The following is a 24269-nucleotide window of genomic DNA, read 5'->3' on the forward strand; positions in this document are numbered from 1 at the left end:
TGCTATAACTAATTAAGCTTTCTGGAAACCGGGTCGCGGAGTGACGGAGGACGCGCATGCCGCAGCAGGAGTACGAGACCGTACGGGCCGAGCTGGCCGACCGGATCCTCACGGTCACCCTCGACCGGCCGGAGAAGCTGAACGCCTTCAACCCGCGCATGATGCAGGACCTGCTCGACGTCCTGGACGCGGCGGACGCGGACGACGGGGTGCGGGTGATCGTGGTGACCGGCGCCGGACGCGGTTTCTGCGCGGGCGCCGACGTCAGTTCCGGCGGTTCGTCGTTCGACCACCGCAAGGCGGGCGCCTGGCACCGGGACACCGGCGGCCGGGTCGCGCTGCGGGTCTTCGCCAGCACCAAGCCGGTCATCGCCGCGATCAACGGCCCGGCGGCGGGCGTGGGGGCCAGCATGACCCTGCCCATGGACATCCGGCTGGCGTCGACCACGGCGAAGTTCGGTTTCGTGTTCGCCCGTCGCGGCATCGTGCCGGAGTCCGCCGCCAGCTGGTTCCTGCCCCGGGCGGTCGGCATGCAGCGAGCCATGGAGTGGGTGGCCACCGGCCGCGTCTTCGGCCCCGAGGAGGCGCTGGCGGCGGGGCTGGTCCGCTCCGTCCACGCGCCGGAGGAGCTGCTCCCGGCGGCGTACGCCCTGGCCCGGGAGATCGCCGAGAACACCTCGGCGGTCTCCGTCGCCCTGTCCCGCCAGATGATGTGGCGCATGCTCGGCGAGCCCCACCCCATGGCCGCCCACCGGCTCGACTCACGGATCATGAGCCAGATCGGCGGCGGCCCGGACCCCGTCGAGGGCGTCGAGTCGTTCCTCGCCAAGCGGCCGCCCGCCTTCCCCGGCCTGGTGAGCAAGGACATGCCGGCCGTTTACCCCTGGTGGGCTGAGGAGGAGTTCCGGCCCTTCGGGGAGTAGCCGGCCGACCACACCCTTTACATACCGACGAGATGTGGCCGAAACATTGTCGTGGTTTGCATGAAGTGTTAGCGTCCGGTCGGCGGACATTCAGTTGAATGCGCTAAACCATTCACCGCCTGGACGGTAACCATGAGCGATGGTTTCCTGCATGAATCGCTGCGCGGGGTCGACTGGGGGGTCGCCACCGCGGACACCGTCGCGGCTCCGGCGCCGCCCGCTCAGGAACGCGGCGGACACTTCGGGCAGTGGACCGAGGACATCCGGCAGCTGCTCGGCGTCGCCGCCGACACCCACCGCATGGTCGCGGGCTGGCCGCTGCTCCAGCCCGACGGCCCGGGCAGCTGGGACCGGCGGGCACTGGACCGCTGCGAGCGCGCGCTCGACGCCCTGCTCGCCCAGGGGAAGCGGCCCGCCCTCACCCTCGTCGACCGCACGCTGCCGCCCTGGCTGGACGGCGCAGGGGGCTGGCTCGCCCGCGACACCGCCGAGCACTTCGCCGCGTACGCCGCCGAGCTGGGCCGCCGCCTCGGCGACCGGGTGGAACGCTGGATCACCTCCACCGACCTGGCCGGGCCCACCCTCGCCGACCACGTGGCCGGAATGTACTCACCGGGTCGTGGCGCGGGCCGCGCCGGTCTCCCCGCGGTCCACCACATCCTTCTCGCCAACGGGCTCGCCACCCGGGCCCTGCGTGCCGCGGGTGCCGTCGGCCGGATCGGGACCACGGTCACCCTCGTGGGCGGCTACCCGGCCACCGACGACCCCTACGACCGGCTCGCCCTGGAGCGTCTGGAGAGCTGGACCAACCGCATCTTCCTCGACCCGCTGCTGCTCGGCGAGCACATGGTGACCGAGGACGACCTCGCGCCCGTGGCGGCCACCGGCTGCGTACGCCCCGGCGACCTGGACGTCATCACCACCGCCCAGGACCTGCTGGCCGTCTCCTGGCACACGCCGTTCCGCGTCACCGCGCCCGAGAACCTGCCCCGGGTGCTGCCGAGCGCGAAGTGCCGCAGTGCCCTCAACGAGGTCAACCGGCTGCTCGTCGGCCTCGGCTTCGCGATCGTCCCCTTCGACGAGGTGGAGTCCACCGCCTACGGCTGGCCGATCATCCCCGAGGGGCTCGCCGACGCCGTCGCGGGCCTGTGCGACCTGTACGGGGACCTGCTGCCCCCGCTGTCCGTCGTAGACAACGGCATGGGCGACCTGGACCTGGTCGACGGCACGGGCAACCGCGACGACACCCGGCGCCGGGCCCTGCTGCGCGCCCGGCTCTCCTGGCTGGCGGGGCTAGTCGACGCCGGAGTGGAGGTGTGCGGCTACGAGTACTGGTCGGTCCTGGACAACCTCGAGGCCAAGTTCCGCTACACCCGCCTGTACGCGATGGCCGTCCCCGACCACGAGGTCGCGCCCCGGCCCGCGATGCCGTCCGACTGGGTGCGCGGGGGAGCCTTCGCCGCCCCGCCCGCCGACGGCCCGCGGACCGGCCTGGCCCTGGTGACCTCCGCTCAGGGCGTCGGCGCCTCGTAGTCCCGGCCGCGGATCAGCCGTACCGGGCAGTAGACCAGCACGGCCTCGTCCCGCTGGTTGCGCACGGTGACCCGGCTGGTCACCACGCCCCGGCCGGGCTTGCTGGAGGGGCGCGAGCCGGTGGTCTCCACGACGGCGTACAGCGTGTCACCGACGTACACCGGCCCGTGCACGGTCAGTTCCATGTGCAGGAAGGCGAGACCCGTGCCGTGCAGGACGTTCGTCTGCAGGACGAGGCCCTCGGCGAGGCAGTACGTCAGACCGCCGGGAACCAGCCGGCCCGTGTAACCGCCCTCCGCCGCGTGCGTGGCGTCCCAGAACAGCGGCTCGGTGAAGCCGCCCCAGGTGACGAAGTTGACCAGGTCGGTCTCGGTGACGGTCCGGCGGGCGGTCCGGAAGACCTGCCCGACCGGCATCTCCTCGTAGGTCAGCCCCTTCACCAAGGGCGGGATGTCGGTGGTCGTGTCCTGCGCGGTCATGGGTCGGTTCCTTTCGGTGGCGTCGTCACAGGTCGAGCGGGTGCTTCTCGGCCACGGCCGCGAAGTCCGGGGCGCGCTTGTCGCGATGGGCCGCCAGGCCCTCGACGACCTCGTGGCCCGCGAAGCCGAAGAACTCAAGGCCCAGCGAGGCCTCGAAGGCGGGCTGGGCGGTGCGGTACCAGTGGTTGAGGGACCGCTTGGTCCAGCTGATCGCGCTCGCGGGACCGGCGGCCAGGACCTTCGCCACGCGCAGCGCCTCGGCGTGCACCTCCTCGTCGGCCACGCACTTCGACACCAGCCCGATCCGCTCGGCCTCCTCGCCCGTGAGGGCCTCGCAGGTCAGCAGGTAGTACTTGGCCTTGGCCATGCCGCACAGCAGGGGCCAGCAGATGGCCGCGTGGTCCCCGGCCGCCACCCCGAGGCGGGTGTGTCCGTCGACGATCTTCGCCGTCCGGGCCGCGATCGAGACGTCCGCCAGCATGCCGATGACCAGCCCCGCCCCCACGGCCGGCCCGTGGATCGCGGAGACCACCGGCTTGGAGCAGTTCATGACCCCGTACACCATGTCCCGAGCCTCGCGCATCACCCGGGCGCGCACCGCGTGGTCCTCGGTCAGGGCCTGGATCGAGTCGAAGGTCCCGCCCGCCGAGAACGCCCGGCCCGCCCCCTGGACCAGCACCGCCCGGGTCGCCTCGTCCCGGTCGATCACCGGCCAGATGTCGGCCAGTTCGCCGTGCATCCGCGGGTCCACCGCGTTGAGGTTCGGGGCGTCGAGCACGACGCGCAGCACGCCGGGCGCGGGCCGCTCGAAGGTCAGGCTCGTGAACGGGGCATAGGGATCGGTCACGTCGCGCTCCTGGCGTAATCAGTGCGGATACTATAATTATCTAACTGTATCGAGCGGAGAGCGGCAAGCGATCGGCGGCGCTCGACGCACCGACGCTTCGCAGCGAGGACGGGAAGCCCGGCATGGATCTCACCTTCAGCCAGGAACAGGACGAACTGCGCACGGTCGTACGGTCCTTCCTGGCCAAGTACTCCGACGAGGCGGCCGTGCGCCGGCTGTCCGCCGACCCGCGCGGCCACGAAGCCGTCGTCTGGCGGCGGATGGCCGGCGAGCTGGGCCTGCAAGGGCTCGCCGTACCGGAGGAGTACGGCGGCTCGGGCTTCGGCTATGTCGAACTCGGCGTCGTCTTCGAGGAGGCGGGCCGCGCGCTGCTGTGCGAGCCGTACTTCGCCACCGTCGCCCTGGCCGCCGAGACCCTGCTGCGCTGCGCCGACGACCAGGCGCGGGCCGACCTGCTGCCGGGCATCGCCTCCGGCGCGACGATCGCCACCCTGGCGCTCACCGAGGACAGCGGCCGCTGGGACGAGCCCGGTATCCGCCTCACCGCCCACGACACACCCGGCGCCTGGCGGCTGACCGGCGCCAAGACCTACGTCCCCGACGGCCTGCTCGCCGACCTGCTCCTGGTCGCCGCCCGCACTCCCGCGGGCGTCAGCCTCTTCGCGGTCGGCGCCGACGCCCCGGGCCTCACCCGCGTCCCTCTCCCCACCCTCGACCAGACCCGCAAACAGGCCCGTCTGGAGTTCGCCGACACCCCGGCCCGTCTGATCGGTGCCGAGGGCACGGCGTGGCCCGTCCTCGAACGCGCCCTCGCCACCGCCTCGGTCCTGCTCGCCGCCGAACAGGTAGGGGGAGCGGCCGCCGCGCTCGACGCCGCCGTGGACTACGCGCGCATCCGGGTGCAGTACGGGCGGCCCATCGGCTCCTTCCAGGGGATCAAGCACAAGTGCGCCGACATGCTGGTGGAGATCGAGTCCGCCCGCTCGGCCGCGTACGCCGGGCTGTGGGCGCTGGACGCCGGGGACGACACGGAGACCGCCGTCGCCGCCGCCCTGGCGCAGGCCTTCTGCTCGGAGGCGTTCACCAAGGTGGCCGGCGACAGCATCCAGGTCCACGGCGGCATCGGCTTCACCTGGGAGCACCCCGCGCACCTGTACTTCAAGCGCGCCAAGAGCTCCGAGGTGCTGCTCGGCACACCGTCGTACCACCGCGAGCTGCTGGCCGCCCGGCTCGGCATCTGAGATCTCCAGGAGAAGGGAGAAGCGGACATGGAGCTGGACTTCGGACCCGCGGTGCGTGACTTCCGCGAGGAACTGCGGGACTGGCTGGCGGACCATCTGGTGGGGGAGTTCGCCGAGCACCGGGGCGTCGGCGGCCCCACCGACGGCGCGGCCTGGGAGGTCCGTCTGGCCTGGGACCGCGAACTGTCCGCCGGCGGGTGGCTGGGCGTGGGCTGGCCGCGGGAGTACGGCGGCAGAGGGCTCGGACTCCTCGAGGAGATCGTCTTCGAGTACGAGTACGCCCGCGCGAACGCCCCCTACCGGGCCACCGGCAACGCCCTCGACCTGCTCGGCCCCATGCTGCTCAAGGTGGGCGGCGAGGAACAGAAGAAACGGTTCCTGCCGCCGATCCTCGCCGTCGAGGAACTGTGGGGCCAGGGCTTCAGCGAACCCGGCGCCGGCTCCGACCTGGCCTCGGTGCGTACCCGCGCGGAGCGGGACGGCGAGGCGTGGGTGGTGAGCGGCCAGAAGGTGTGGACGTCCTTCGGCATGCACGCCGACTGGCTCTACGTCCTCGCCCGCACCGATCCGGACTCCGTCCGGCACAAGGGACTGACCATGCTGCTCCTGCCCACCGACCAGCCCGGTGTGGAGATCCGCCCCATCCGCAACCTCGCCGGCCAGGAGGAGTTCGCGGAGGTGTTCCTCTCCGACGCGCGCACCGGTGCCGGGATGGTCGTCGGCGAGGTCGGCCAGGGCTGGCGCACCGCGATGGCCACGCTCGGCATCGAACGCGGCACCACGCTCCTGCCCCAGCAGCTCACCTTCGAGCGGGAGGCCGAGTCGCTGATCGAGCTGGCCCGGGAACGCGGCGCGCTCGACGACCCGATGCTGCGCCGCCGCATCGTCGACGCCTGGATCTCCGTGCGCGTCATGCGCACCACCAACCTGCGCACCCTCGCCGAACTCACGGCGGGCCGCACCCCGGGTGCCCAGGCCACCACGGCCAAGCTGTACGCCTCGACCCGGCACCAGCAACTCGGCCACCTGGCACAGGAGTTGGCAGGGCCGGCCGGGCAGATCGTCGGCGCGGACTACGGCCTGGACACCCGGCAGCGTTCCTTCCTGCTGTCCCTGGCGGAGACGATCTACGGCGGGTCCAGCGAGATCCAGCGCAACATCATCGGCGAGCAGATCCTGGGCCTGCCGAAGGAGCCGCGGCCATGACGCCGATCGAGGACCGCCTCGACCGCGTCGAGTCCCACCTCGCCATCCAGCAACTGCCCGTGCGGTACGCGCTCGCCGTGGACGCCCGCGACCTCGACGCCTGGACCGGCTGCTTCCGGCCCGACGTGGACATGGGGCGCCACGGCCACGGCCGGGAGGCGCTGCGGACGTACATCGAACCCCTCGTCCGGGGCTTTCGCCGGTCCGTCCACCAGGTCTGCGGCCACCGGATCGAGTTCACCGGCCGCGACACGGCCACCGGCTCCGTCTACTGCCGCGCCGAGCACGAGGTGGGGGAGCGGTGGATCGTCATGGCCATCCGCTACCTCGACGACTACGCGCGCGTGGACGGCGAGTGGTACTTCTCCCGGCGCCGCGAGCAGCACTGGTACGCGGCCGACGTGACCGAGCGCCCGCAGCAGGTGGGATTCGCCGGCTGGGAGGGCGCGGGGGAACCGGCGCTGCCGGACGCCTTCCCCTCCTGGGGAACCTTCTGGAAGGAGCCGTGATGCGGCGGCTGGTGGGGAGGGCCGCCCTGGTCACCGGCGGCGGACAGGGCGTGGGCCGGGGTATCGCGCTCGCGCTGGCGGTCGAGGGGGCGGCCGTGGTGATCACGGGCCGGACCGAGGGCAGACTCAAGGACACCGCGCGGGTGATCGCCGAGCGCGGCGGGCGGGTGCACACCGTCGTCGGGGACGTGGGCGAACGGGCCGACGTCGAGCGCATGGTGGCGGAGACGGTCCGCGAGTTCGGCGGCCTCGACGTGCTCGTCAACAACGCGCAGAGCTCCGTACAGCGCCGTCTGGCGCAGACGTCGTACGACGACGTCGAACTCGCCTACCGCAGCGGCCCGCTGGCCACCTTCCACGCGATGCAGGCGGCGCTGCCGCACCTGAAGGCGAGGCGCGGCAGCGTCGTCAACCTCGGTTCCTCGGCCGCGGTGCTGGGCGAGGCGGGGTTCGCGTCCTACGCGATGGCCAAGGAGGCCATCCGGGGGCTGAGCCGTGTCGCCGCGCGGGAGTGGGGACCGTATGGCATCCGGGTGAACGTCGTCTGCCCGGCCGCGCTGAGCCCGGCGGCCCAGGAGTACTTCGACGCCCATCCGGAGAGGGCCGAGCAGGTGGTGGCCGGCATCCCGCTGGGCCGGATGGGCGATCCGGAGACGGACATCGGGCGGGCGGTGGCCGCGCTGGTCAGCGACGACATGGCCTATCTGACCGGTGCCACGCTGATGCTGGAGGGCGGCCGGACCCTGATCGGATAGGGGCGGCGCGTCAGACGACGCCCCGACCGCGCAGCCCGCGGATCTGATCCTCCGTCAATCCTGCCACCTCGGCCAGCACTTCGGCGGTGTGCTCGCCCAACGCCGGTGGCGGGGCGTACCTCTCGACCGGTGTCGCCGCGAACCGGATCGGATTGGCGAGCAGCGGCAGCCGCCCCGCCACCGGGTCATCGACCTCGACCAGCATCTCCCGGTGCCGTATCTGCGGATCGGCGAAGACCTCGGGCATCTCGTTGAACGGCCCCGCGGGGACGTCGTGTTCGTCGAGCACGGCCAGCCACTCGTCCCGGGTCCGGGTGCGCATGACCGCCTCCAGCACCGGCAGGATCTCCTCGCGGTGGGCGATGCGTGCGGACGTGGTGGCGAACCGGGGGTCCTGGAGCAGGTCGGTGCGGTCGGCCGCCGCGCAGAAGGCGGCGAACTGCTTGTCGTTGCCGGCCACCAGGAAGAGCGGCTTGTCCGCGCACTGGAACGCCTGGGAGGGGATGCCGCCGTAGCCGCCGTTGCCGCGCCGGGCCGGTACCTCACCGGAGACCAGGTAGTTCATGGCGAAGTGGGAGAGCGAGGCCAGTCCGCAGTCCAGCAGGGAGAGGTCGATGAACTGGCCCTCGCCTGTCGCGTCCCGGTGCCGCAGGGCCGCCAGCACGGCCGTCGCGGCGTACAGGCCGGTGAGGATGTCGACCATGCTGACGCCGACCTTCATCGGTTCGTCGGGGTGTCCGGAGACGCTCATCATCCCCGACATGGCCTGGAAGATGCCGTCGTAGCCCGGGCGTCCCGCGTACGGACCGGTCTGGCCGAAGCCCGTCACCGAGAGGTAGACGAGCCGGGGGTTCAGCTCCCGCAGGCTCTCCGCGTCGAGGCCGTACTTCGCCAGCGTGCCCGTGCGGAAGTTCTCGACCAGGACGTCCGACCGGGCGGCGAGGGCACGGATCACTTCCTGCCCCTCGGCGGTGGCGTGGTTGACGGTGACCGACCGCTTGTTGCGGTTGCAGGAGAGGTAGAAGGCGGCCGTGTCCGTGCCGGGGGCGAACGGGGGCCCGTACGTACGGGAGTCGTCACCCGTACCCGGGCGTTCGACCTTGATCACCTCGGCGCCCAGGTCGGCCAGCAGTTGGGTGGCCAGGGGAGCGGCGAGGACGCGGGACAGGTCCAGGACGCGGATCCCGGCCAGGGCGGTCGACGGCATCGAGTTCCCCCTCTGTTCACAGACAGCCAATGAGTTATATAAATAATACATCTAGCGGTTGGAGTGATACCCGCTTGATTGCTCAACTATCCAATTCATGTAACTATATGGATCGGCCGACCGGCCGGGACCGGAGGGCGTGCTGATGACCGTCGCGGCGAGGACCCTCACCGAACAGGAACAGCGCGAACGCCGGGTGTGGTTCCGGGCCCGCTGGGAGCGCGGGGTCGCCTTCAACCGGCACTGCCGCATCCGGGTGACCCGCTGGGACGCGGATGCCGTGGAGATCGTGCTGCCCTACGCCGAGTCCCTCTCCGCCCACGAGGACGTCTTCCACGGCGGTGTCATCTCGGCGCTCATCGACACCGCCGGCGCCGGAGCCGTCATCGCCGGACACGACTTCACCCACGGGAGCCGGCTCAGCACCGTCTCGATGTCCGTGCAGTACCTCGCCCCCGCCCGCGGCCAGGAGGCCGTGGCCCACGCGCGCTGCGTACGGCGCGGCCGCAGGCTGCACTTCGCGGACGTCGACGTGCTGACCGACGGGCGCCTGTGCGCGCGGGGTCAGGTGGTGGTGAGCATCTCCGGGGAGCGTCCCGGCGTGGGCGGCCCGATCGATCCCCTCGATCCTCCCGATCCCCTCGACCACTTCGCCCCCATCGACTCCCTGACGGAGGAGTGACCGCATGACCGAGGAGCCCGCCCAGGACGACCTGGTGCTGTACGAGGTCGACGAGGACGGTGTCGCCACCGTCACCCTCAACCGGCCCGAGCGCAGGAACGCCTGGAGCATCCCCATGGAGCGGCGCTTCTTCGCGCTCCTCGACGAGGCCGCGCAGGACCCGGACGTCCGGGTCGTGATCGTCACCGGCGCGGGCAAGGCCTTCTGTCCCGGCATGGACGTACAGCGCCTGGAACAGAACGCCCAGCCGGGCCAGTCCCTCAACCTCCAGGCCCGCGTCCCCATGTACAGCAGGCGCACCCTGCCCAAGCCGATGATCGCCGCCGTCAACGGCGCCTGCGCGGGCATCGGACTGGTCCAGGCACTGATCTGCGACGTCCGCTTCGCCGCCCGCGGGGCCCGTTTCACCACCGCCTTCACCCGGCGCGGTCTGGCCGGCGAGTACAACCTGCCGTACGTGCTGCCGCGTGTCATCGGCCTGGAGAACGCGCTCGACCTCCTGCTGTCCGGCCGGGTCTTCGACGCCGACGAGGCCAAGGCCCTCGGCCTCGTCAGCCGCGTCGTCGAACCCGAGGACCTGCTGGACGCCGCCCGCGCCTACGCCCGGGACATCGCCCGCAACTGCTCCCCGCGCGCGATGTCCGTCGTACGCCACCAGGTGTACGGCGATCTGGACCGCACCTTCACCGAAGCGCTGGCCCGTTCCTACTCCGCCATGGAGTTCTTCGCGGGCTCGCCCGACTTCCGGGAGGGCGTGGCGAGCTTCATGGAGAAGCGGGAGCCGAAGTTCGAGGGCCTGCCGCCGGACTTCGACCCGGACGAGGCCACCCGCGACGCGTTCCTGCCGTACTGACCGAGGAGGTTTTCGAGGATGACAGGGCAGCCGTTCCCCGTCGAGGCCGGGCACATCATGATGTTCGCCCGCGCCATCGGCGACGAACACCCCGCGTACCAGGGCGAGTCGGCCCTCGCCCCGCCCACCTTCACCATGGCGAGCGCGCACTACGACCCCGACTACCACCTGCGGCCCAGAGGGGACCAGGAGTGGTTCGGCTCCGGCGGCGGACCCGGTGTGATGGCCGAGGGCGGCGGCGGACTCCACGCCGAGCAGCACTTCGAGTACCACCGCCCGGTGCGCGCCGGCGAGACGCTGTACGCGCACACCGTCCCGGGGCGCAGCTGGGAGAAGCAGGGCCGCAGCGGCCGGCTGCTGTTCAGCGAGCGCGTCACCGAGTACCGGGACGCCGACGGGCAACCGGTGGTCAGCGCCGTGACCGTGGCCGTCGTGCCCGAGGGCCCCGCCACCCCGAAGGATGCCCGATGAGCCTGAGCAGCAGCGACATCAAGGTTGGCGAGACGCGCGAGAGCGTCCTCGTCGAGGATCTGAAGCGGACCCGGATCGTGCAGTACGCGGGCGCCTCCGGGGACTTCAACCCCCTGCACACCGACGAGCGGTTCGCCGTCGAGGCGGCCGGATACCCCGGTGTCTTCGCCCACGGCATGCTCACGATGGGCATGACCGGCCGGGTCCTGACCGACTGGGTCGGCCCCGAGTCGCTGCTGCGCTACGGCGTGCGCTTCAAGGCGCAGGTCTGGCCCGGCGACACCCTGACCGCCACGGTCACCGTCGAGTCGATCGAGGACACACCGGACGCCCCGGTCGCCCACTTCTCCCTGCGCACGGTCAACCAGGACGGCGTCGAGGTGGTCACCGGCACCGCGACGGCCCGCCTGGACCCCTGATCCGGTGACCACCGCGCAGCAGTCCGGGCAGGCGGCCGCCGTACGGCAGTCCGGGCAGGAGGCCACCTGGACCGCCATGGTGAGCCGTGCCTACGACCACGATCGCCCCGCCGTCCGGTTCGGCGACCTGGTCTGGAGTGGCCGCGAGCTTCTCGATCGGGCCGGGGGCGCGGCCCACTGGCTGGACTCGCTCGGTCCGGAGCCCGGCGCTGCCCTCCCGGCGCTCGTCGCCACCTCCGCCGATGCCCTCGCGCTGGTGATCGGCGGGGCCGGTTCCGGGCACCCGCTCGCGCCGCTCGGTGTCCGTATGACCGCGCACGAGATCGCCGCCGTGGTCAAGGGGATGCCGGCCCGGGTGCTGCTGGCGCAGCCCGAGTTCGCCGACCTCGCCGGACAGGTCGCCGAGCTGTCCGGCCGACGGGTCGCCATGGTGCCCGAACTGAACAGCAGAGCACGGTCGTTGGCGGCCGAGCCCGATCAACTCGCCGCCGTACTCCACACCTCCGGCACCACCGGCCTGCCCAAACCCGTTCCCATGACCCAGCGGCGGCTGGCCGCGCGGGCCCGGGTCAACGGGCGGCTGTGCGGGCTCGACCCCGACAGCTTCTACGGCGGCAGCGCCCCCTTCCACCACATCGCGGGCCTCGGCAACATCGCCGTCGCCCTCGCCGCCGGTGCGCTGGTCACCGGCCTGCCCCGGTTCAGTGTCGAGGGCTGGACCCTGCTGCGAGCCCTCGGCACCACCCACACCAGCATGGTCCCGGCGATGCTGGAGACCCTGCTGGCCGCGGGCGAGGCACGCCACCCGAGCCTGCGGACCCTCCAGTACGGAGGTGCGCCCGTGCGTCCCGGCACCCTGCGGCGGACGTACGAGGCGATGCCCGGCGTCCGCATGCTCAACATGTTCGGACAGACGGAGGGTTCGCCGATCAGCGTGCTCACTCCCGAGGACCACCGGGAAGCGGTGGCGGGACGGGCCGAGTTGCTGCGTTCGGTCGGCAGGGCCGCCCCCGGCGTCGAGGTGAGGGTCGACCGGGCCGGGCCGGACGGTGTCGGCGAGATCCACGCCCGCGCCGGCCATTTCTTCCGCGTCGACGCCGAGGGCTGGCTGCACAGCGGGGACCTGGGCCGGATCGCCGACGACGGCTACCTCTACCTCCTCGGCCGCCGCACCGACATGATCATCCGGGGTGGTGAGAACGTCCATCCGCTGGAGGTCGAGGCGGTCCTGACCGCGCATCCCGGTGTGACGGACGCGGCGGTGACCGGCGTACCCGACGAGCGGCTCGGTCAGACGGTCGTCGCCTTCGTCGTGCCGGCCGACCCCGGCGCCCCGCCCGCACCGGCGGCCCTCAGAAGCCATACCCGGGCCCGGCTCTCCGGGTTCAAGGTCCCGGTGCGCTGGTGGTTCGTGGACGACCTGCCGCGCAACGCCAACGGCAAGGTCGTACGCCGTGACCTGCGGGAGCCGTACGAAGGAGAACCCCATGCCTGAGCCCGTCGACCCGAACCGCCTCGACACCCTCCTGGAGCGGATCCGGCGGGAGGTCGAGCACGGCCCCCTGCCGTCCGCGCAGGTCGCCGTCGCCCACGACGGGCGGCTGGTGGCCTTCGAGACCTACGGCGACGCCCACCCCGGGACCCGGTACGTCCTGCAGTCCGTCGGACGGTCGATCGTCGCAGGTGCGGTGTGGAAGCTGATCGGCGACGGGCTCCTGGACGTCGGTGAGCACGTGGCCGCGATCATCCCGGAGTTCGCGCCCAACGGGAAGGAGGCGGTCACCGTCGAGCAGGTGCTCACGCACACCGCCGGCTTCCCCTTCGCGCCCCTCGGACTCTCCAAGGCGCTGGACCGGGCGCAGCGGCTCGCCGCCTTCGGACGCTGGCGGCTCGACCACCCGCCCGGGACCCGCTTCCAGTTCCATCTCACCTCCTCCGCCTGGCTGATCGCCGAGATCGTCGAACGGCGTACGGGTCTGGCCTTCGCCGACTACCTGCGCGAACGGATCGTGGAGCCGCTGGGGTTGTCGTCGATCGAGCTCGGTGTGCCCGTGGACCGGCAGCCGGGCTCCGTGGCCCCGATGCTCGCCACCGACCGCACGGACGACACACAGGAGCCCGACCCCTGGGGGCCGTGGTACCTGTCCGACCCGAAGGTCCTGGCGGCCGGCGAGCCCAGTCACGCCCTGGTCGCCACCGCCGCCGACGTGGCCCTGTACTTCCAGGCGCTGTTCCACTCCGGCCTGTGGAAGCCGGAGGCGGTCGCGGAGGGCATCCGCATCCGGTTCACCGACCACCCGCACGGGGAGCGGATCTACGGGGGCGGCGGAGGACGTCGTACGAGCATGGGGCTGTTCGTGACCGTGGCCGGTCCCGACGCCGGCAGCAACCTGCCGTCGGCCGGCTCGCCCGCGCTCTTCGGCAGCGCCGGAGCCGCCTACCAACTGGGTTTCATGGACCCGGAGTCGGGCCTGTCCTTCGCCTGCCTGTGCAACGGCTACCCACTCGCGGGCTACGACCACTCCCCGCACGGCACCGCCCTGCTCGACGACATCGCGAACCTGGCGGCGGGCCTGGTCGGTTAGGGTCCTTCCCCTACCGACCAGGCCCGCCGCCAGGCGGGGTCCTGCGACGCTCAGCGGCTGATCAGCTGCTGAGCGTTGTTGAACATGATGTCGTCCTGCGCGGACTCGTCGAGTTCCGCGATCAGCTTGCGGAAGTCGGCCGGGACGGCGAGGCCCTCCGCGTGCGGGAAGTCGGAGCCCATGACGATGGACTCGTGGTAGCCCAGGCGCCGGACGACGTCCACGATGTCGTCCTCGGGGTAGGGCACCACCCGGACGTGCTTGCGGAAGACCTGGCTGGGGCGCTCGTCCAACTGCCCGCCGACCCAGGGGCCGTTGCGGCCCATGCCCCGGCTCTTGTCCATGTGGCGCACGAAGTGGGGCACCCACTCGGAGCCGAACTCGGAGACCAGGATGTTGATGTCCGGGAAGCGCCCGAAGAGGTTGTCGAAGATCAGCGCGGACAGCGTCTCCTCGATGGGACGCTGGCCGTAGGTGTTCTGCCACTGCCAGGCCGACATCCGGAAGTGGATCGGATTCGGGTCGAAGCCCCAGGAGGGGGCGACCTGCGAGTTGTAGTAGAACTCGCTGATGTGGTAGCAGACGCTGGCCTTGGCCTCGTTGACCAGCTTCCAGAACGGGTCGAAGTACGGGTCGCCCGGTGAGCGGCCGTAGACCGGTCCGGTGGGCAGCAGGATGAAGCGGGCGCCCTGCTCCAGGACGTACTCGAGCTCCTTGACCGCGCTGGGCAGATCGCGCAGGGAGAGCAGGGCCGGGGCGTAGATGCGGCCCTGGTGGTCGAAGCCCCACACCTCGTTCATGTAGCGGTTGAACGAGTGGTAGTTGGCGTAGAGCGGCTCGACGCCCTTGACGTACTCCTCGGCCACCAGCGCCCAGCCGCCCGGATACATGATCGTCTGGTCCAGGCCCTGCTCGTCCATGACCCGCAGCCGTGACTCACGGTTCTGGTACGACTCGTGCATCGGCTCGAACTGGTACGTCTCCTCGGGATTGCCCGAGGCCATCGCCTTGAGCATCTCCTTCAGCGAGCCGGGACGGTAGACCTGCCCGAACTCGGGCTCCAGGCACACGACGATGCGGTCCCCGGCGAGGATCACCTCCCGCCCGTCCGGCAGGGTCACCGGCGCGACCGCCGCTCCGAGGAACTCCTTGGGAAGGTAGCGGGTGAAGGAGTCCCGCTCCTCGTACATGTGCTGGTCGCAGTCGAAGATGCGCTTGCGGTGTTCGGCCATGGCCGTCGCCTCCGGACCCCAGGTTCTGTTCAATGCAGCGTATTCAGTGCTCCTTCTATAATTATCTAACTGTTTCTCGGAGGCAAGGGGTTCTTCCGGACGGGCTCGTCCGGGCGGCCCGGCGGGGTCAGTCGATGAGCTCCAGCACCGTCTTGGGTCCGGCGGCGTTCACCACGTCGTCCGCGCTGGAGATGTGCCGCTGCCAGAGCTTCTCCGCCTCGTCCGCCTTGCCGGACTCGATCAGGCCGATGAGCCTCACGTGCGCCCGGTGGCCCTTGAGGGCCTGCGCCTTCTGGGTCTCGGCGTCGGTGGCGGCCGCGGTGTAGGAGGCGTTGGCCCGGTCGATGATGTTGCGCACCATGCCGCACAGCAGGATCAGGGTCTGGTTCCCGGTCAGCTCGACCAGCAGGGCGTGGAAGGCGTCCTGTGCCTCGACCAGGGCCAGCGGGTCGTCCAGGGCCGCCTTCTCGGCGGCCACCGCCTCCCGCAGCCGGTCGATGTCGGCCGCGCTGTGCTTCGCGGCGAGCTGGCGGGCGCAGGGCGGCTCGATGAGCGCCGCCGCGCGGTAGAGGTCGCCCAGTGTGGCGCCGCGGTACTCGAGGATCAGGCCGGCGAAGCGGGCGGCGACGTCGGCGTCGGGCGCGCTCACCCGGGCGCCGCCGTGGGCGCCGCGGCGCACCGTGATCAGGGACTCCGACTCCAGGACGCGGAAGGCCTCGCGCAGGGTCGGCCGTGAGATGCCGAACTGCTCCATCAGTCCCGACTCGGGCGGCAGCGCGTCCCCCGGCTTCAGTTCGCCCCGGACGATCTGGCGGCGCAGGTGCGCGGCGACCAGTTCGGCGGTCTTCGGTACCCGCACCTGGCGTCCGACGCGGCTGCGGGCGGGGGCGGGCACGGCCGCCGTTTCACGTGCGCGGGCTGCCTCGGCCACGGTGGGCTCCTCATATAGCAAAATGAATCGTCTTAGTGCATCGAGGGTACCAGGTCAAGAGATGGTTGATCATGTTCTTGTCCGGCCCGGTCTGGCGCCGGTGCCGCTCCGTGGGATATAGATGATTCATATAGCTATTAACGTCCCCGGCCCGTGGGAGTGACCTCGATGACCGAGCAGGCGACCCCGGTGATCCTCACCGAACTCACCGACGACGGGGTCATGATCCTCACCCTGAACCGGCCGGAGCGGCACAACGCCTGGACGCTGGAGATGGAGCTGCTCTACAACGAGCTGTTCGACCGGGCGGAGACGGATCCACGGGTGCGGGCGGTGGTGCTGACCGGCGCCGGACGCAGCTTCTGTCCCGGGATGGACATGAGCGTGCTGGACGGGGCCTCCTCCGGCGCCCGGCCCTGGCCCACCGGACAGCTGCCCCCGCGCACCCGCCCCATGACCTTCCCCAAGCCCGTGGTGGCGGCCGTCAACGGTGCCTGCGCGGGCATCGGGTTCAACCAGGCGGTGATGTGCGACGTCCGGTTCGCCGTGCCGCACGCCAAGTTCGCCGCCGCCTTCAGCGCCCGCGGACTGGTGGCCGAGGACGGGGTGTCCTGGATCCTGCCCCGGCTCGTGGGGCACGGCAACGCCGCTGACCTGCTGCTGTCCTCGCGCCGGATCACCGGAACGGAGGCCCACTCGATGGGCCTGGTCAACCGCCTGGTCGAGCCCGACGACCTGCTCCCCGAGGCCCTCGCCTACGCCACCGGGCTGGCCCGCTCGGCGAGCCCCTACGCGATGTCCCTCATCAAGCGGCAGCTCGCCGACGACCAGGCGCGGACCTTCGCCGAGAGCAGCCGGCGGGCGGCGGAGCTGCTGGCGGTGGCCAAGCGCGCCCCGGACTACCGGGAGGGCGTGCTCAGCTTCATCGAGCGCCGCCCACCGGCCTTCCCGGCGCTGGGGGAGGACGCGTCGCAACTGGAGGGGACCTCGTCATGACCCGGACCGAACTGCCGTTGCACCGCCGCACGATCACCGTCACCGCCTTCGAGGAGGGTGCCGGCGAGATCTCGGTCGAGGCGGAACTGCGCGACGAGCGCCCCTGGGAGCGGCCGCCGGGCGGCACCGTCCACCGTATGGTGCTGGCGCTGCGGGTGCGGCTCGCCGACATGGTGGTCGTGGCGGCCGAGGCCGGCATGAAGGACTTCCCGCATGCCGAGTGCCCGCGGATCGCGCCCGCCTTCGACTCTCTGGTCGGGCTCAGCGTGGCCGGCGGCTACAACCGGGCCATCCAGGAGCGGTTCCGGGGCGTGTCCGGCTGCACCCACCTGTACGAACTGACCCGCGCGCTCGGGCCGGCCGTCGTCCAGGCCGCCATCTCGGCCCGCAACCGCGCGGGCGGCCCGGCCTCCCACGATCCGCGCGCCACCTCCTGGGTGCTGAACAGCTGCCACGTCTGGGCGCCGGACGGTGTGGGTCTGCGCAAGATCGAGGCGGGCTGGACGCCGGGCCCCGGTCCCCGCCCGGTCCCGGAGCTCGGCGTCTTCGAGGCGTCTAGGGACTCGTGAGCCGGGGCTCGCGCGGCAGCCCCAGCACCTTCTCCGCGAGGATGTTGCGCTGCACCTGCGAGGTGCCCGCGTAGATCGTGCCGGAGCGGGCGATCAGATACGTCGTCGACCAGGACGCCGAGGAGTTCGCCGCGCCGGGGTCGTCCGTGCGGTACGTGCGCAGCGGCGGCCGGCCGACCGGCACCTGGCCGTGCAGACCCATGATGTCCATCGCCAGATCGGTGACCTCGGTGTGGTACTCGCTCCAGTACAGCTTGGCGATCGAGGACTCGGGGCCCGGCTCGGCGCCCTTGAGCCAGCCGGTGAGGATGCGGTAGCCCAGGCAGCGCATGATCTCGACCTTGGACCAGCACCAGGCGATCCGCTGCCGGATCACCGGGTCCCGGTCCTTGCCGTACTGTCGCGCGAGTTCCACGAGGCGTTCCACCTCGGCCCGGAACAGGATCGGGTTGGTCGCCGCCTCCTCCCCGCGCTCGACGCCCAGCAGGCTCTGGGCGACCGTCCAGCCGTTGTCGACGCCGCCGATCACGAGGTCGGCGCGGGTGCGGGCGCCGTCGAAGAAGACCTCGTTGAAGTGCAGCTGCCCGCTCATCATGCGGAACGGCCGTACCTCGACGCCGGGCTGGTCGAGCGGGACCAGCAGGAAGGAGATGCCCCGGTGCTTGGGGGCCTCGGGGTTCGTCCGCGCCAGGACGAAGATCCAGTCGCTGTGGTGGGCGCCGGAGGTCCACACCTTCTGGCCGTCGATCACCCATTCGTCGCCGTCGCGCACGGCGCGGGTCTTGAGGGACGCCAGATCCGACCCCGCGTCGGGCTCGGAGTACCCCTGGCACCAGGTGTCCTCGCCGCTGAGGATGCGGGGCAGGAAACGGCTCTTGTGCTCCTCGGTGCCCCAGCGCAGCAGCGTGTTCGCCAGCATCTTCACGCCGAAGGTGTCCTGCGGCAGCCCGAACGGCACCCCCGCCAGGGCGAGTTCCTCCATCAGGACCACCTGGTGCAGCTTGGACAGCCCTCGGCCGCCGTACTCCTCGGGCCAGGTCAGGGACAGATAGCCGCGCTCGACGAGCCGGCGGCGCCAGTCGCGGGCGAAGGCCCAGGCGGCCTCCTCGTCCAGGGCGCCGATGCCATTCCAGTCGGCCGGCAGCGACGCGTCGAGGAAGGCCCTGACCTCCGCGCGGAAGGTCTCGGTCTCCGGGGGATAGCTGATGTCCACCTGCGTGCACTCCTCGTCCGGCGCCGCCCGCACAGCTGATCGCTGTATTGATTGTTTCAGCATAATAGGTTATCTATTTAACGCGGAAGTGAAGTGAAGAGGTTCGAGTCGGAAGCGGGCTGACATGGGACTGCTGGACGGCCGGAACGCGGTGATCACCGGCGGCGCACAGGGCATCGGCTTCGAGATCGCCGGCGTCCTCGGCGGCGCGGGCGCGAGCGTCGTCCTCGGCGACATCGACGAGGGCGCCGCGGCCGACGCCGCGAAACGCCTCACCGACCGGGGCGTGGCCGCCACCTCGCTGCGCTGCGACGTCACCGACGAGGACGAGGTCGCCGCCCTCGTGGCGCACTGCGCCGACACCTTCGGCCCGCTCGGCGTCATGGTCAACAACGCCGGCATCACCCGGGACGCGACCCTGCGCAAGATGCCCCTCACCGACTTCCGCGCCGTCCTCGACGTCCACCTCACCGGTGCCTGGAACGGCACCCGGTACGCCGCCGAGGCCATGCGCGCGCACGGGCGGGGCGGCAGCATCGTCAACATCTCCTCCATCGCCGGCAAGGTCGGCAACTTCGGCCAGACCAACTACAGCGCCGCCAAGGCCGGCCTGGTCGGCCTGACCAAGGCGTCCGCCAAGGAGCTCGCGAAGGCGGGCGTCCGCGTCAACGCCGTACAGCCCGGCCTGATCCGTACCGCCATGACCGAGGCGATGCCCCGGGCCGCCTGGGACGCGAAGCTCGCCGAGATCCCCCTGGGCCGCGCGGGCGAACCCGCCGAGGTCGCCCAGACCGTCCTCTTCCTCGCCTCCGACATGGCGAGCTACATCACCGGCGCCGTGGTCGAGGTGACCGGCGGCCGGTACATGTGAGCCCGCCGAACCCGCTGACGAAAGGCATGACCGATGCGTGACGCGGTGATCTGCGAACCGATCCGGACCCCGGTCGGCGGCTACGGCGGAGCCTTCCGCGACGTCACCGCGGCCGAACTCGCCGCCACCGTCGTCCGGGCCCTGCTGGACCGCACCGGAATCCCGCCCACGGCCGTCGACGACGTGCTCTTGGGCCAGTGCTACCCCAACGGCGAGGCCCCCGCCATCGGCCGCGTGGCGGCACTGGACGCCGGACTCCCCGTGGAGGTGCCCGGGCTCCAGATCGACCGCCGCTGCGGCTCCGGACTGCAGGCGGTCATCACCGCCGCGATGCAGGTGCAGACGGGCGCGAGCGACCTCGTGCTCGCCGGGGGCGTCGAGTCCATGAGCCGGGCCGAGTTCTACACCACCGACGTCCGCTGGGGGGTGCGCGGCGCGGGCACCACCCTGCACGACCGGCTGGCCCGGGGCCGGGTCACCTCCGGCGGCGTCAACCACCCCGTCCCCGGGGGGATGCTGGAGACCGCCGAGAACCTGCGCCGCGAGTACGGCATCCCGCGCGAGGAACAGGACGAACTGGCCCTGCGCTCGCACCAGAAGGCCGTCGCCGCCCAGCGGGAGGGCCGGTTCGCCGACGAGATCGTGCCGGTCGCCGTGCGGACCCGGAGGGGCGCGACGGTGGTCGACACCGACGAACACCCGCGCGCCGACTCCTCGCTCGAGAAGCTCGCCGGGCTGCGACCGGTGCTCGGCCGCCAGGACCCGGAGGCCACCGTCACGGCCGGCAACGCCAGCGGCCAGAACGACGGCGCCGCGCTGTGCGTGGTCACCCACCCCGAACGTGCCGCCGAACTCGGCCTGCGCCCGCTGGGCCGCCTGGTCTCCTGGGCCGTCGTCGGCGTGCCGCCCGAGACGATGGGCATCGGACCCGTGCCCGCCACGGCCCGGGCCTTGGAGCGTGCCGGTCTGAAGCTCGCCGACATCGACCTGATCGAACTCAACGAGGCCTTCGCCGCTCAGGTCCTCGCCTGCACCCGCGAATGGGCCCTGACCGAGCCCGACTTCGAGCGGCTGAACGTCAACGGCTCCGGCATCTCGCTGGGCCACCCCGTCGGCGCCACCGGCGGCCGCATCCTCGCCACCCTGCTGCGCGAACTCGACCGCCGCCAGGCCCGCTACGGCCTGGAGACCATGTGCCTCGGCGGCGGCCAGGGCCTGGCAGCCATCTTCGAACGCACCGGCAACGCCACTGGAGGACGCTGACATGGCCGGACTGATCGCTTACGGCGCCCATGTGCCGTACCACCGCCTGGCCCGCGCCGATGTCGCCGCCACCCTCGGGACGGCTCCCGGACGCGGCACCCGCGCGGTCGCGGGCTACGACGAGGACACCACGTCCATGGCCGTCGAGGCGGCCCGCACCGCCCTGGCCCGCGACGGGCTGCGCGCCCGCGTCGGCCAGCTCTTCCTCGCCACCGCGGCGCCCGCCTACCTCGACAAGACCAATGCGACCGCCGTGCACGCCGCGCTCCGCCTCGACGAGCACGTCCTCGCCGCCGACATGGCGGGTTCGGTCCGCTCCGGCCTGGGCGCGCTGGTCACCGCCGCCCGCTCCCCGATCCCCACCCTGGCCGTCCTGTCCGACCTGCGCACCGGCCTGCCCGGCGGCGGCGAGGAGGTCCTGGGCGGCGACGGCGCGGCGGCGTTCGTCTTCGGCGGCCACCGCAACGGAGCGCCGGTCATCGCGGAGCTGCTGGCCCACGACACCGTCAGCGACGAACTCCTCGACCGCTGGCGGCTGCCGGGCGCCCCCGCCTCCCGCGTCTGGGAGGAACGCTTCGCCGAGGAGATCTACGTCTCCCTCGCCGACAAGGCCCTGACCGCCGCCCTCGACCAGGCGGGACTGGACCGGGGCGCCGTCGACCATCTCGTCGTCTCCGGCCTGCACGCGCGAGCCTGCGCGACGGTACGGCGGAGCGCCGGCACCCGTCCCGAGGCGGTGGTCCCGGACCTCGCCGACGCCATCGGCAACGCCGGCACGGCCCAGCCCGGCCTGCTCCTCGCCGACGTCCTCGACCGTGCGGTGCCCGGCGAGGTCATCGCCCTCGTCGTGCTCGGCGACGGCGCCGGAGTCCTGCTGCTGCGCACCACCGACGCGCTGCCGGCCCACCGCAGCGGCCGCCCGGTCGCCGCGCAGATCGCCGCGGGCAGCGCCCCGATGCCGTACGCCACCTACCTCTCCTGGCGCGGTCTGCTCGACCGCGAACCGCCCCGCCGCCCGGACCCCGAGCCGCCCTACGCCCCGCCCGCGCACCGCCGCACCGCCTGGAAGTACGGCTTCGTGGCGGCCCGTTGCGAGAAGTGCGGTACCCGGCATCTGCCGCCGGACCGGGTGTGCACCGGCTGCCACAGCGTCGACGCCATGGCCGACGAGCCGATGGGACACGTACGCGGCACGGTCGCCACGTTCACCGTCGACCGGCTGGCCCACACGCCCAGCCCGCCGATGCTCGTCGTGGTCGTCGACTACGACGGCGGCGGACGCTTCCGCTGCCAGCTCACCGACGCCACCGAGGCCGACGCCGTCATCGGCGCCCGGGTGGAGATGACCTTCCGGCGCACGGTCACGGCGTCCGGCATCCACAACTACTTCTGGAAGGCCCGCCCGGTGCGCACCGGCGAGACCGAGGAGACACAGGGATGAGCTCACACGGAATCCGGGACCGGGTCGCGATCGTCGGCATGGGCTGCACGCCCTTCGGCGAGCACTGGACCCGGTCGGCCGACGACCTGCTGGTCGACGCGGTGGGGGAGGCGGTGACCTCGGCCGGGGTCACTCTCGACGACATCGACGCGTTCTGGTTCGGCACCCAGGCCTCCGGCGTCTCCGGCCTGACCCTCAGCCGCGCCTTGCGCCTGCCGAACAAGCCGGTCACCCGCGTCGAGAACATGTGCGCCACCGGTTCGGAGGCGCTGCGCAACGCGTGCTACGCCGTCGCCTCCGGCGCCTACGACGTGGCCATGGCGGTCGGCGTGGAGAAGCTCAAGGACTCCGGCATGTCCGGGCTGTCCGGGACCGCGGTCCCCGGCGCGGGAGACGACAGCCGCGGCGAGATCACCGCCCCCGCCAACTTTTCCCTCCTCGCCCCCGCCTACGCCGCCAAGTACGGCCTCGCGGAGGAGGAGTTGAAGGACGTCATCACCCGCATCGCCTGGAAGAACCACGTCAACGGCGCCCGCAACCCCCGCGCGCAGTTCCGCAAGGAGGTGCCGCTGGAACGCATCCGCTCGGCCCCGATCGTGGCGGGCATGCTCGGCGTGTTCGACTGCTCCGGAGTCTCGGACGGCTCGGCGGCGGCGATCGTCGTACGCGCCGAGGACGCCTACCGCTACACCGACAAGCCGATCTTCGTGAAGGCGCTGTCCTTCGTCGCCGGACCCGCGGACGGGCTCCTCGACCCGGAGTACGACTTCACCACCTTCCCCGAGGTCGTCGCCTCCGCCCAGGAGGCCTACCGGCAGGCGGGCGTGAGCGACCCGCGCACCGAACTCGCGCTCGCCGAGGTCCACGACTGCTTCACGCCCACGGAGCTGGTGCTGATGGAGGACCTCGGCTTCTCCGCACGCGGAGAGGCATGGAAGGACGTCAGCAGCGGGGCGTTCGACCTCGACGGCTCGCTGCCGGTCAACCCGGACGGCGGTCTCAAGGCCTTCGGCCACCCCATCGGCGCCTCCGGCCTGCGGATGATGTTCGAGGCGTGGCTGCAACTGCGGGGCGAGGCACCGCCGGAGCGCACGGTGCCGTCCGTGGCCCGCGGGCGCTCGCTGGCCCTCACCCACAACCTGGGCGGCGGGCCCGGCGAATGCGTCTCCTTCGTGTCCATCGTCGGCAGTGAACTCACCGAGTAGGAAAGGCGGTTCGGGACATGGGACGACTCGACGGCAAGGTGGCCGTCGTGACCGGGGCGGCGTCGGGCATCGGCGCCGCCTCGGCGCGTCGAGTGGCGGCCGAGGGTGCGCACACGGTGGTCGCCGACCTGGACCTCGAGGGCGCGCAGGCGGTGACCAAGGAGATCCGCGCCGCCGGCGGGTCCGCGACGGCGGTCGAGGTCGATCTCGGTGACGTCGACAGCGTACGGGCCATGGTGGCCGCCGCGGCCGACACCTACGGCGGCCTCGACGTGCTGCACAACAACGCGGCCGCCACCCGCCTGGCCGCCCATCGGGACCTCGCCGTCGCCGAGGCCGACCCGGCCGTCTGGGACGACACGATGCGGATCAACCTGCGCGGCACCATGGTCGCGATCCAGGCCGCCGTCCCGCACATGATCGCCCGGGGCGGCGGCTCCGTCATCAACACCTCGTCCGGCTCCGGCCTCTCGGGCGATCTGCGCAACCCCGCCTACGGCGCCTCCAAGGCCGCGCTCATCAATCTCACCCAGTACGTCGCCACCCAGTACGGCAAGCAGGGCGTACGCTGCAACGCCATCGCGCCCGGCTTCATCGTCACGCCCGCGAGCGCCGGTTCGGCCCACGGCGCGATCCGTGAGGCGATGCTGCGCCACCACCTCACCCCGCGCCTGGGCCGCCCGGAGGACGTCGCCGCGGCGGTCGTCTTCCTCGCCTGCGACGAGTCCGCCTTCATCACCGGGCACACCCTGCGGGTGGACGGCGGACTCCTCTCCCACCAGCCCTACGTCGCCGACCTGCGGGACGCCTGACGCCCGGGCCCGCAGCCGGAGGCGCT

Annotated in this window: 25 protein-coding genes; 19 read left to right on the forward strand and 6 right to left on the reverse strand. The window is 71.9% G+C overall.

All coding sequences use genetic code 11. From position 1 onward, the window contains the following. Positions 1-56: 56 nt before the first annotated feature. Positions 57-923, forward strand: a complete 867-nt coding sequence (locus tag ABZ453_RS25260) for a crotonase/enoyl-CoA hydratase family protein (protein ID WP_359017941.1) — start codon at positions 57-59, stop codon at positions 921-923. 132 nt (positions 924-1055) lie between these two features. Further along, positions 1056-2456, forward strand: coding sequence for a family 1 glycosylhydrolase (locus ABZ453_RS25265; RefSeq protein ID WP_359017943.1), 1401 nt, complete (start codon positions 1056-1058; stop codon positions 2454-2456). Here ABZ453_RS25265 and ABZ453_RS25270 read toward each other — a convergent pair. Both ABZ453_RS25270 and ABZ453_RS25275 read right to left on the reverse strand, forming a co-directional pair. After that, positions 2435-2935: a MaoC/PaaZ C-terminal domain-containing protein gene (locus ABZ453_RS25270; protein WP_359017945.1), complete on the reverse strand. Its 501-nt coding sequence runs from the start codon at positions 2933-2935 to the stop codon at positions 2435-2437. The genes ABZ453_RS25265 and ABZ453_RS25270 overlap by 22 nt on opposite strands. Positions 2936-2960: 25 nt before the next feature. Beyond that, a complete protein-coding gene (locus ABZ453_RS25275; RefSeq protein ID WP_359017948.1) occupies positions 2961-3782 on the reverse strand; it encodes an enoyl-CoA hydratase/isomerase family protein in 822 nt (273 codons plus the stop codon). A gap of 122 nt (positions 3783-3904) precedes the next feature. Here ABZ453_RS25275 and ABZ453_RS25280 point away from each other — a divergent pair, with 122 nt between their 5' ends. Genes ABZ453_RS25280 through ABZ453_RS25295 form a run of 4 tightly spaced genes read left to right on the forward strand, consistent with a single transcriptional unit; the run spans position 3905 to position 7493 of the window. After that, the gene (locus ABZ453_RS25280) at positions 3905-5023 is read left to right on the forward strand and encodes an acyl-CoA dehydrogenase family protein (protein ID WP_359017950.1); all 1119 of its coding nucleotides are present in this window, start codon (positions 3905-3907) and stop codon (positions 5021-5023) included. 27 nt (positions 5024-5050) lie between these two features. Beyond that, positions 5051-6229 carry an acyl-CoA dehydrogenase family protein gene (locus ABZ453_RS25285; RefSeq protein WP_359017952.1) on the forward strand — a complete coding sequence of 393 codons (1179 nt, stop codon included), beginning with the start codon at positions 5051-5053 and terminating at the stop codon, positions 6227-6229. Continuing rightward, positions 6226-6738, forward strand: a complete 513-nt coding sequence (locus ABZ453_RS25290; protein WP_359017954.1) for a nuclear transport factor 2 family protein — start codon at positions 6226-6228, stop codon at positions 6736-6738. Before ABZ453_RS25285 ends, ABZ453_RS25290 begins: the two co-directional genes overlap by 4 nt. After that, on the forward strand, positions 6738-7493 hold the full coding sequence (locus tag ABZ453_RS25295; RefSeq protein ID WP_359017956.1) for an SDR family oxidoreductase: 756 nt from the start codon (positions 6738-6740) through the stop codon (positions 7491-7493). Before ABZ453_RS25290 ends, ABZ453_RS25295 begins: the two co-directional genes overlap by 1 nt. Positions 7494-7503: 10 nt before the next feature. Here ABZ453_RS25295 and ABZ453_RS25300 read toward each other — a convergent pair whose 3' ends face one another. Continuing rightward, the gene (locus ABZ453_RS25300) at positions 7504-8700 is read right to left on the reverse strand and encodes a CoA transferase (protein WP_359017958.1); all 1197 of its coding nucleotides are present in this window, start codon (positions 8698-8700) and stop codon (positions 7504-7506) included. 145 nt (positions 8701-8845) lie between these two features. Here ABZ453_RS25300 and ABZ453_RS25305 point away from each other — a divergent pair, with 145 nt between their 5' ends. From ABZ453_RS25305 to ABZ453_RS25330, 6 genes are read left to right on the forward strand one after another with little or no spacing between them, the layout of a single operon-like run. Then, positions 8846-9382: a PaaI family thioesterase gene (locus ABZ453_RS25305; RefSeq protein WP_359018041.1), complete on the forward strand. Its 537-nt coding sequence runs from the start codon at positions 8846-8848 to the stop codon at positions 9380-9382. A gap of 4 nt (positions 9383-9386) precedes the next feature. Next, positions 9387-10235 carry an enoyl-CoA hydratase-related protein gene (locus ABZ453_RS25310; RefSeq protein WP_359017960.1) on the forward strand — a complete coding sequence of 283 codons (849 nt, stop codon included), beginning with the start codon at positions 9387-9389 and terminating at the stop codon, positions 10233-10235. A gap of 18 nt (positions 10236-10253) precedes the next feature. Further along, on the forward strand, positions 10254-10706 hold the full coding sequence (locus ABZ453_RS25315) for a MaoC family dehydratase N-terminal domain-containing protein (protein WP_359017962.1): 453 nt from the start codon (positions 10254-10256) through the stop codon (positions 10704-10706). Continuing rightward, the gene (locus ABZ453_RS25320) at positions 10703-11125 is read left to right on the forward strand and encodes a MaoC/PaaZ C-terminal domain-containing protein (protein ID WP_359017964.1); all 423 of its coding nucleotides are present in this window, start codon (positions 10703-10705) and stop codon (positions 11123-11125) included. The genes ABZ453_RS25315 and ABZ453_RS25320 overlap by 4 nt, the downstream gene beginning before the upstream one ends. A 4-nt stretch (positions 11126-11129) precedes the next feature. Continuing rightward, positions 11130-12620 carry a class I adenylate-forming enzyme family protein gene (locus ABZ453_RS25325; RefSeq protein ID WP_359017966.1) on the forward strand — a complete coding sequence of 497 codons (1491 nt, stop codon included), beginning with the start codon at positions 11130-11132 and terminating at the stop codon, positions 12618-12620. Beyond that, on the forward strand, positions 12613-13710 hold the full coding sequence (locus ABZ453_RS25330; protein WP_359017968.1) for a serine hydrolase domain-containing protein: 1098 nt from the start codon (positions 12613-12615) through the stop codon (positions 13708-13710). The genes ABZ453_RS25325 and ABZ453_RS25330 overlap by 8 nt, the downstream gene beginning before the upstream one ends. Positions 13711-13760: 50 nt before the next feature. Here ABZ453_RS25330 and ABZ453_RS25335 read toward each other — a convergent pair whose 3' ends face one another. Together ABZ453_RS25335 and ABZ453_RS25340 are read right to left on the reverse strand one after the other, a co-directional pair. Next, complete coding sequence (locus ABZ453_RS25335) at positions 13761-14942, reverse strand: amidohydrolase family protein (RefSeq protein WP_359017970.1); 1182 nt, start codon at positions 14940-14942, stop codon at positions 13761-13763. A gap of 127 nt (positions 14943-15069) precedes the next feature. Further along, a complete protein-coding gene (locus ABZ453_RS25340) occupies positions 15070-15873 on the reverse strand; it encodes an FCD domain-containing protein (protein WP_359017972.1) in 804 nt (267 codons plus the stop codon). Between the two features lie 168 nt (positions 15874-16041). Between ABZ453_RS25340 and ABZ453_RS25345 the strand changes: the two genes are divergently transcribed. Both ABZ453_RS25345 and ABZ453_RS25350 read left to right on the forward strand, forming a co-directional pair. Next, positions 16042-16869, forward strand: coding sequence for an enoyl-CoA hydratase-related protein (locus ABZ453_RS25345; protein WP_359017974.1), 828 nt, complete (start codon positions 16042-16044; stop codon positions 16867-16869). Then, positions 16866-17438: a DUF2889 domain-containing protein gene (locus ABZ453_RS25350; RefSeq protein ID WP_359017975.1), complete on the forward strand. Its 573-nt coding sequence runs from the start codon at positions 16866-16868 to the stop codon at positions 17436-17438. Before ABZ453_RS25345 ends, ABZ453_RS25350 begins: the two co-directional genes overlap by 4 nt. Here the strand turns inward: ABZ453_RS25350 and ABZ453_RS25355 are convergent. Then, entirely contained in the window at positions 17425-18651 is a 1227-nt protein-coding gene (locus ABZ453_RS25355) for an acyl-CoA dehydrogenase family protein (protein WP_359017976.1), read from the reverse strand. The two genes, ABZ453_RS25350 and ABZ453_RS25355, sit on opposite strands and share 14 nt — an antisense overlap. A gap of 124 nt (positions 18652-18775) precedes the next feature. Here ABZ453_RS25355 and fabG point away from each other — a divergent pair, with 124 nt between their 5' ends. From fabG to ABZ453_RS25380, 5 genes are read left to right on the forward strand one after another with little or no spacing between them, the layout of a single operon-like run. After that, on the forward strand, positions 18776-19522 hold the full coding sequence (gene fabG / locus ABZ453_RS25360) for a 3-oxoacyl-ACP reductase FabG (protein ID WP_359017978.1): 747 nt from the start codon (positions 18776-18778) through the stop codon (positions 19520-19522). Between the two features lie 33 nt (positions 19523-19555). Further along, positions 19556-20785 carry an acetyl-CoA C-acetyltransferase gene (locus ABZ453_RS25365; protein WP_359017980.1) on the forward strand — a complete coding sequence of 410 codons (1230 nt, stop codon included), beginning with the start codon at positions 19556-19558 and terminating at the stop codon, positions 20783-20785. Position 20786: 1 nt separating this feature from the next. Further along, positions 20787-22226 (forward strand): OB-fold domain-containing protein, encoded by a 1440-nt coding sequence (locus ABZ453_RS25370; RefSeq protein WP_359017982.1) that lies wholly within the window; start codon positions 20787-20789, stop codon positions 22224-22226. Then, entirely contained in the window at positions 22223-23431 is a 1209-nt protein-coding gene (locus ABZ453_RS25375) for an acetyl-CoA acetyltransferase (protein ID WP_359017984.1), read from the forward strand. Before ABZ453_RS25370 ends, ABZ453_RS25375 begins: the two co-directional genes overlap by 4 nt. A gap of 17 nt (positions 23432-23448) precedes the next feature. Beyond that, positions 23449-24243 carry a glucose 1-dehydrogenase gene (locus ABZ453_RS25380; protein ID WP_359017985.1) on the forward strand — a complete coding sequence of 265 codons (795 nt, stop codon included), beginning with the start codon at positions 23449-23451 and terminating at the stop codon, positions 24241-24243. Positions 24244-24269: the final 26 nt, after the last annotated feature.

This window comes from Streptomyces sp. NPDC005799 (assembly GCF_040630525.1).
GTDB lineage: Bacteria > Actinomycetota > Actinomycetes > Streptomycetales > Streptomycetaceae > Streptomyces > Streptomyces griseorubiginosus_B.

Coding starts and splice junctions, on each gene's coding strand:
- ABZ453_RS25260 (WP_359017941.1), top strand. CDS start 57: ATGCCGCAGCAGGAGTACGAGACCGTACGGGCCGAGCTGGCCGACCGG.
- ABZ453_RS25265 (WP_359017943.1), top strand. CDS start 1,056: ATGAGCGATGGTTTCCTGCATGAATCGCTGCGCGGGGTCGACTGGGGG.
- ABZ453_RS25270 (WP_359017945.1), bottom strand. CDS start 2,935: ATGACCGCGCAGGACACGACCACCGACATCCCGCCCTTGGTGAAGGGG.
- ABZ453_RS25280 (WP_359017950.1), top strand. CDS start 3,905: ATGGATCTCACCTTCAGCCAGGAACAGGACGAACTGCGCACGGTCGTA.
- ABZ453_RS25285 (WP_359017952.1), top strand. CDS start 5,051: ATGGAGCTGGACTTCGGACCCGCGGTGCGTGACTTCCGCGAGGAACTG.
- ABZ453_RS25290 (WP_359017954.1), top strand. CDS start 6,226: ATGACGCCGATCGAGGACCGCCTCGACCGCGTCGAGTCCCACCTCGCC.
- ABZ453_RS25295 (WP_359017956.1), top strand. CDS start 6,738: ATGCGGCGGCTGGTGGGGAGGGCCGCCCTGGTCACCGGCGGCGGACAG.
- ABZ453_RS25300 (WP_359017958.1), bottom strand. CDS start 8,700: ATGCCGTCGACCGCCCTGGCCGGGATCCGCGTCCTGGACCTGTCCCGC.
- ABZ453_RS25305 (WP_359018041.1), top strand. CDS start 8,846: ATGACCGTCGCGGCGAGGACCCTCACCGAACAGGAACAGCGCGAACGC.
- ABZ453_RS25310 (WP_359017960.1), top strand. CDS start 9,387: ATGACCGAGGAGCCCGCCCAGGACGACCTGGTGCTGTACGAGGTCGAC.
- ABZ453_RS25315 (WP_359017962.1), top strand. CDS start 10,254: ATGACAGGGCAGCCGTTCCCCGTCGAGGCCGGGCACATCATGATGTTC.
- ABZ453_RS25320 (WP_359017964.1), top strand. CDS start 10,703: ATGAGCCTGAGCAGCAGCGACATCAAGGTTGGCGAGACGCGCGAGAGC.
- ABZ453_RS25330 (WP_359017968.1), top strand. CDS start 12,613: ATGCCTGAGCCCGTCGACCCGAACCGCCTCGACACCCTCCTGGAGCGG.
- ABZ453_RS25335 (WP_359017970.1), bottom strand. CDS start 14,942: ATGGCCGAACACCGCAAGCGCATCTTCGACTGCGACCAGCACATGTAC.
- ABZ453_RS25345 (WP_359017974.1), top strand. CDS start 16,042: ATGACCGAGCAGGCGACCCCGGTGATCCTCACCGAACTCACCGACGAC.
- ABZ453_RS25350 (WP_359017975.1), top strand. CDS start 16,866: ATGACCCGGACCGAACTGCCGTTGCACCGCCGCACGATCACCGTCACC.
- fabG (WP_359017978.1), top strand. CDS start 18,776: ATGGGACTGCTGGACGGCCGGAACGCGGTGATCACCGGCGGCGCACAG.
- ABZ453_RS25365 (WP_359017980.1), top strand. CDS start 19,556: ATGCGTGACGCGGTGATCTGCGAACCGATCCGGACCCCGGTCGGCGGC.
- ABZ453_RS25370 (WP_359017982.1), top strand. CDS start 20,787: ATGGCCGGACTGATCGCTTACGGCGCCCATGTGCCGTACCACCGCCTG.
- ABZ453_RS25375 (WP_359017984.1), top strand. CDS start 22,223: ATGAGCTCACACGGAATCCGGGACCGGGTCGCGATCGTCGGCATGGGC.
- ABZ453_RS25380 (WP_359017985.1), top strand. CDS start 23,449: ATGGGACGACTCGACGGCAAGGTGGCCGTCGTGACCGGGGCGGCGTCG.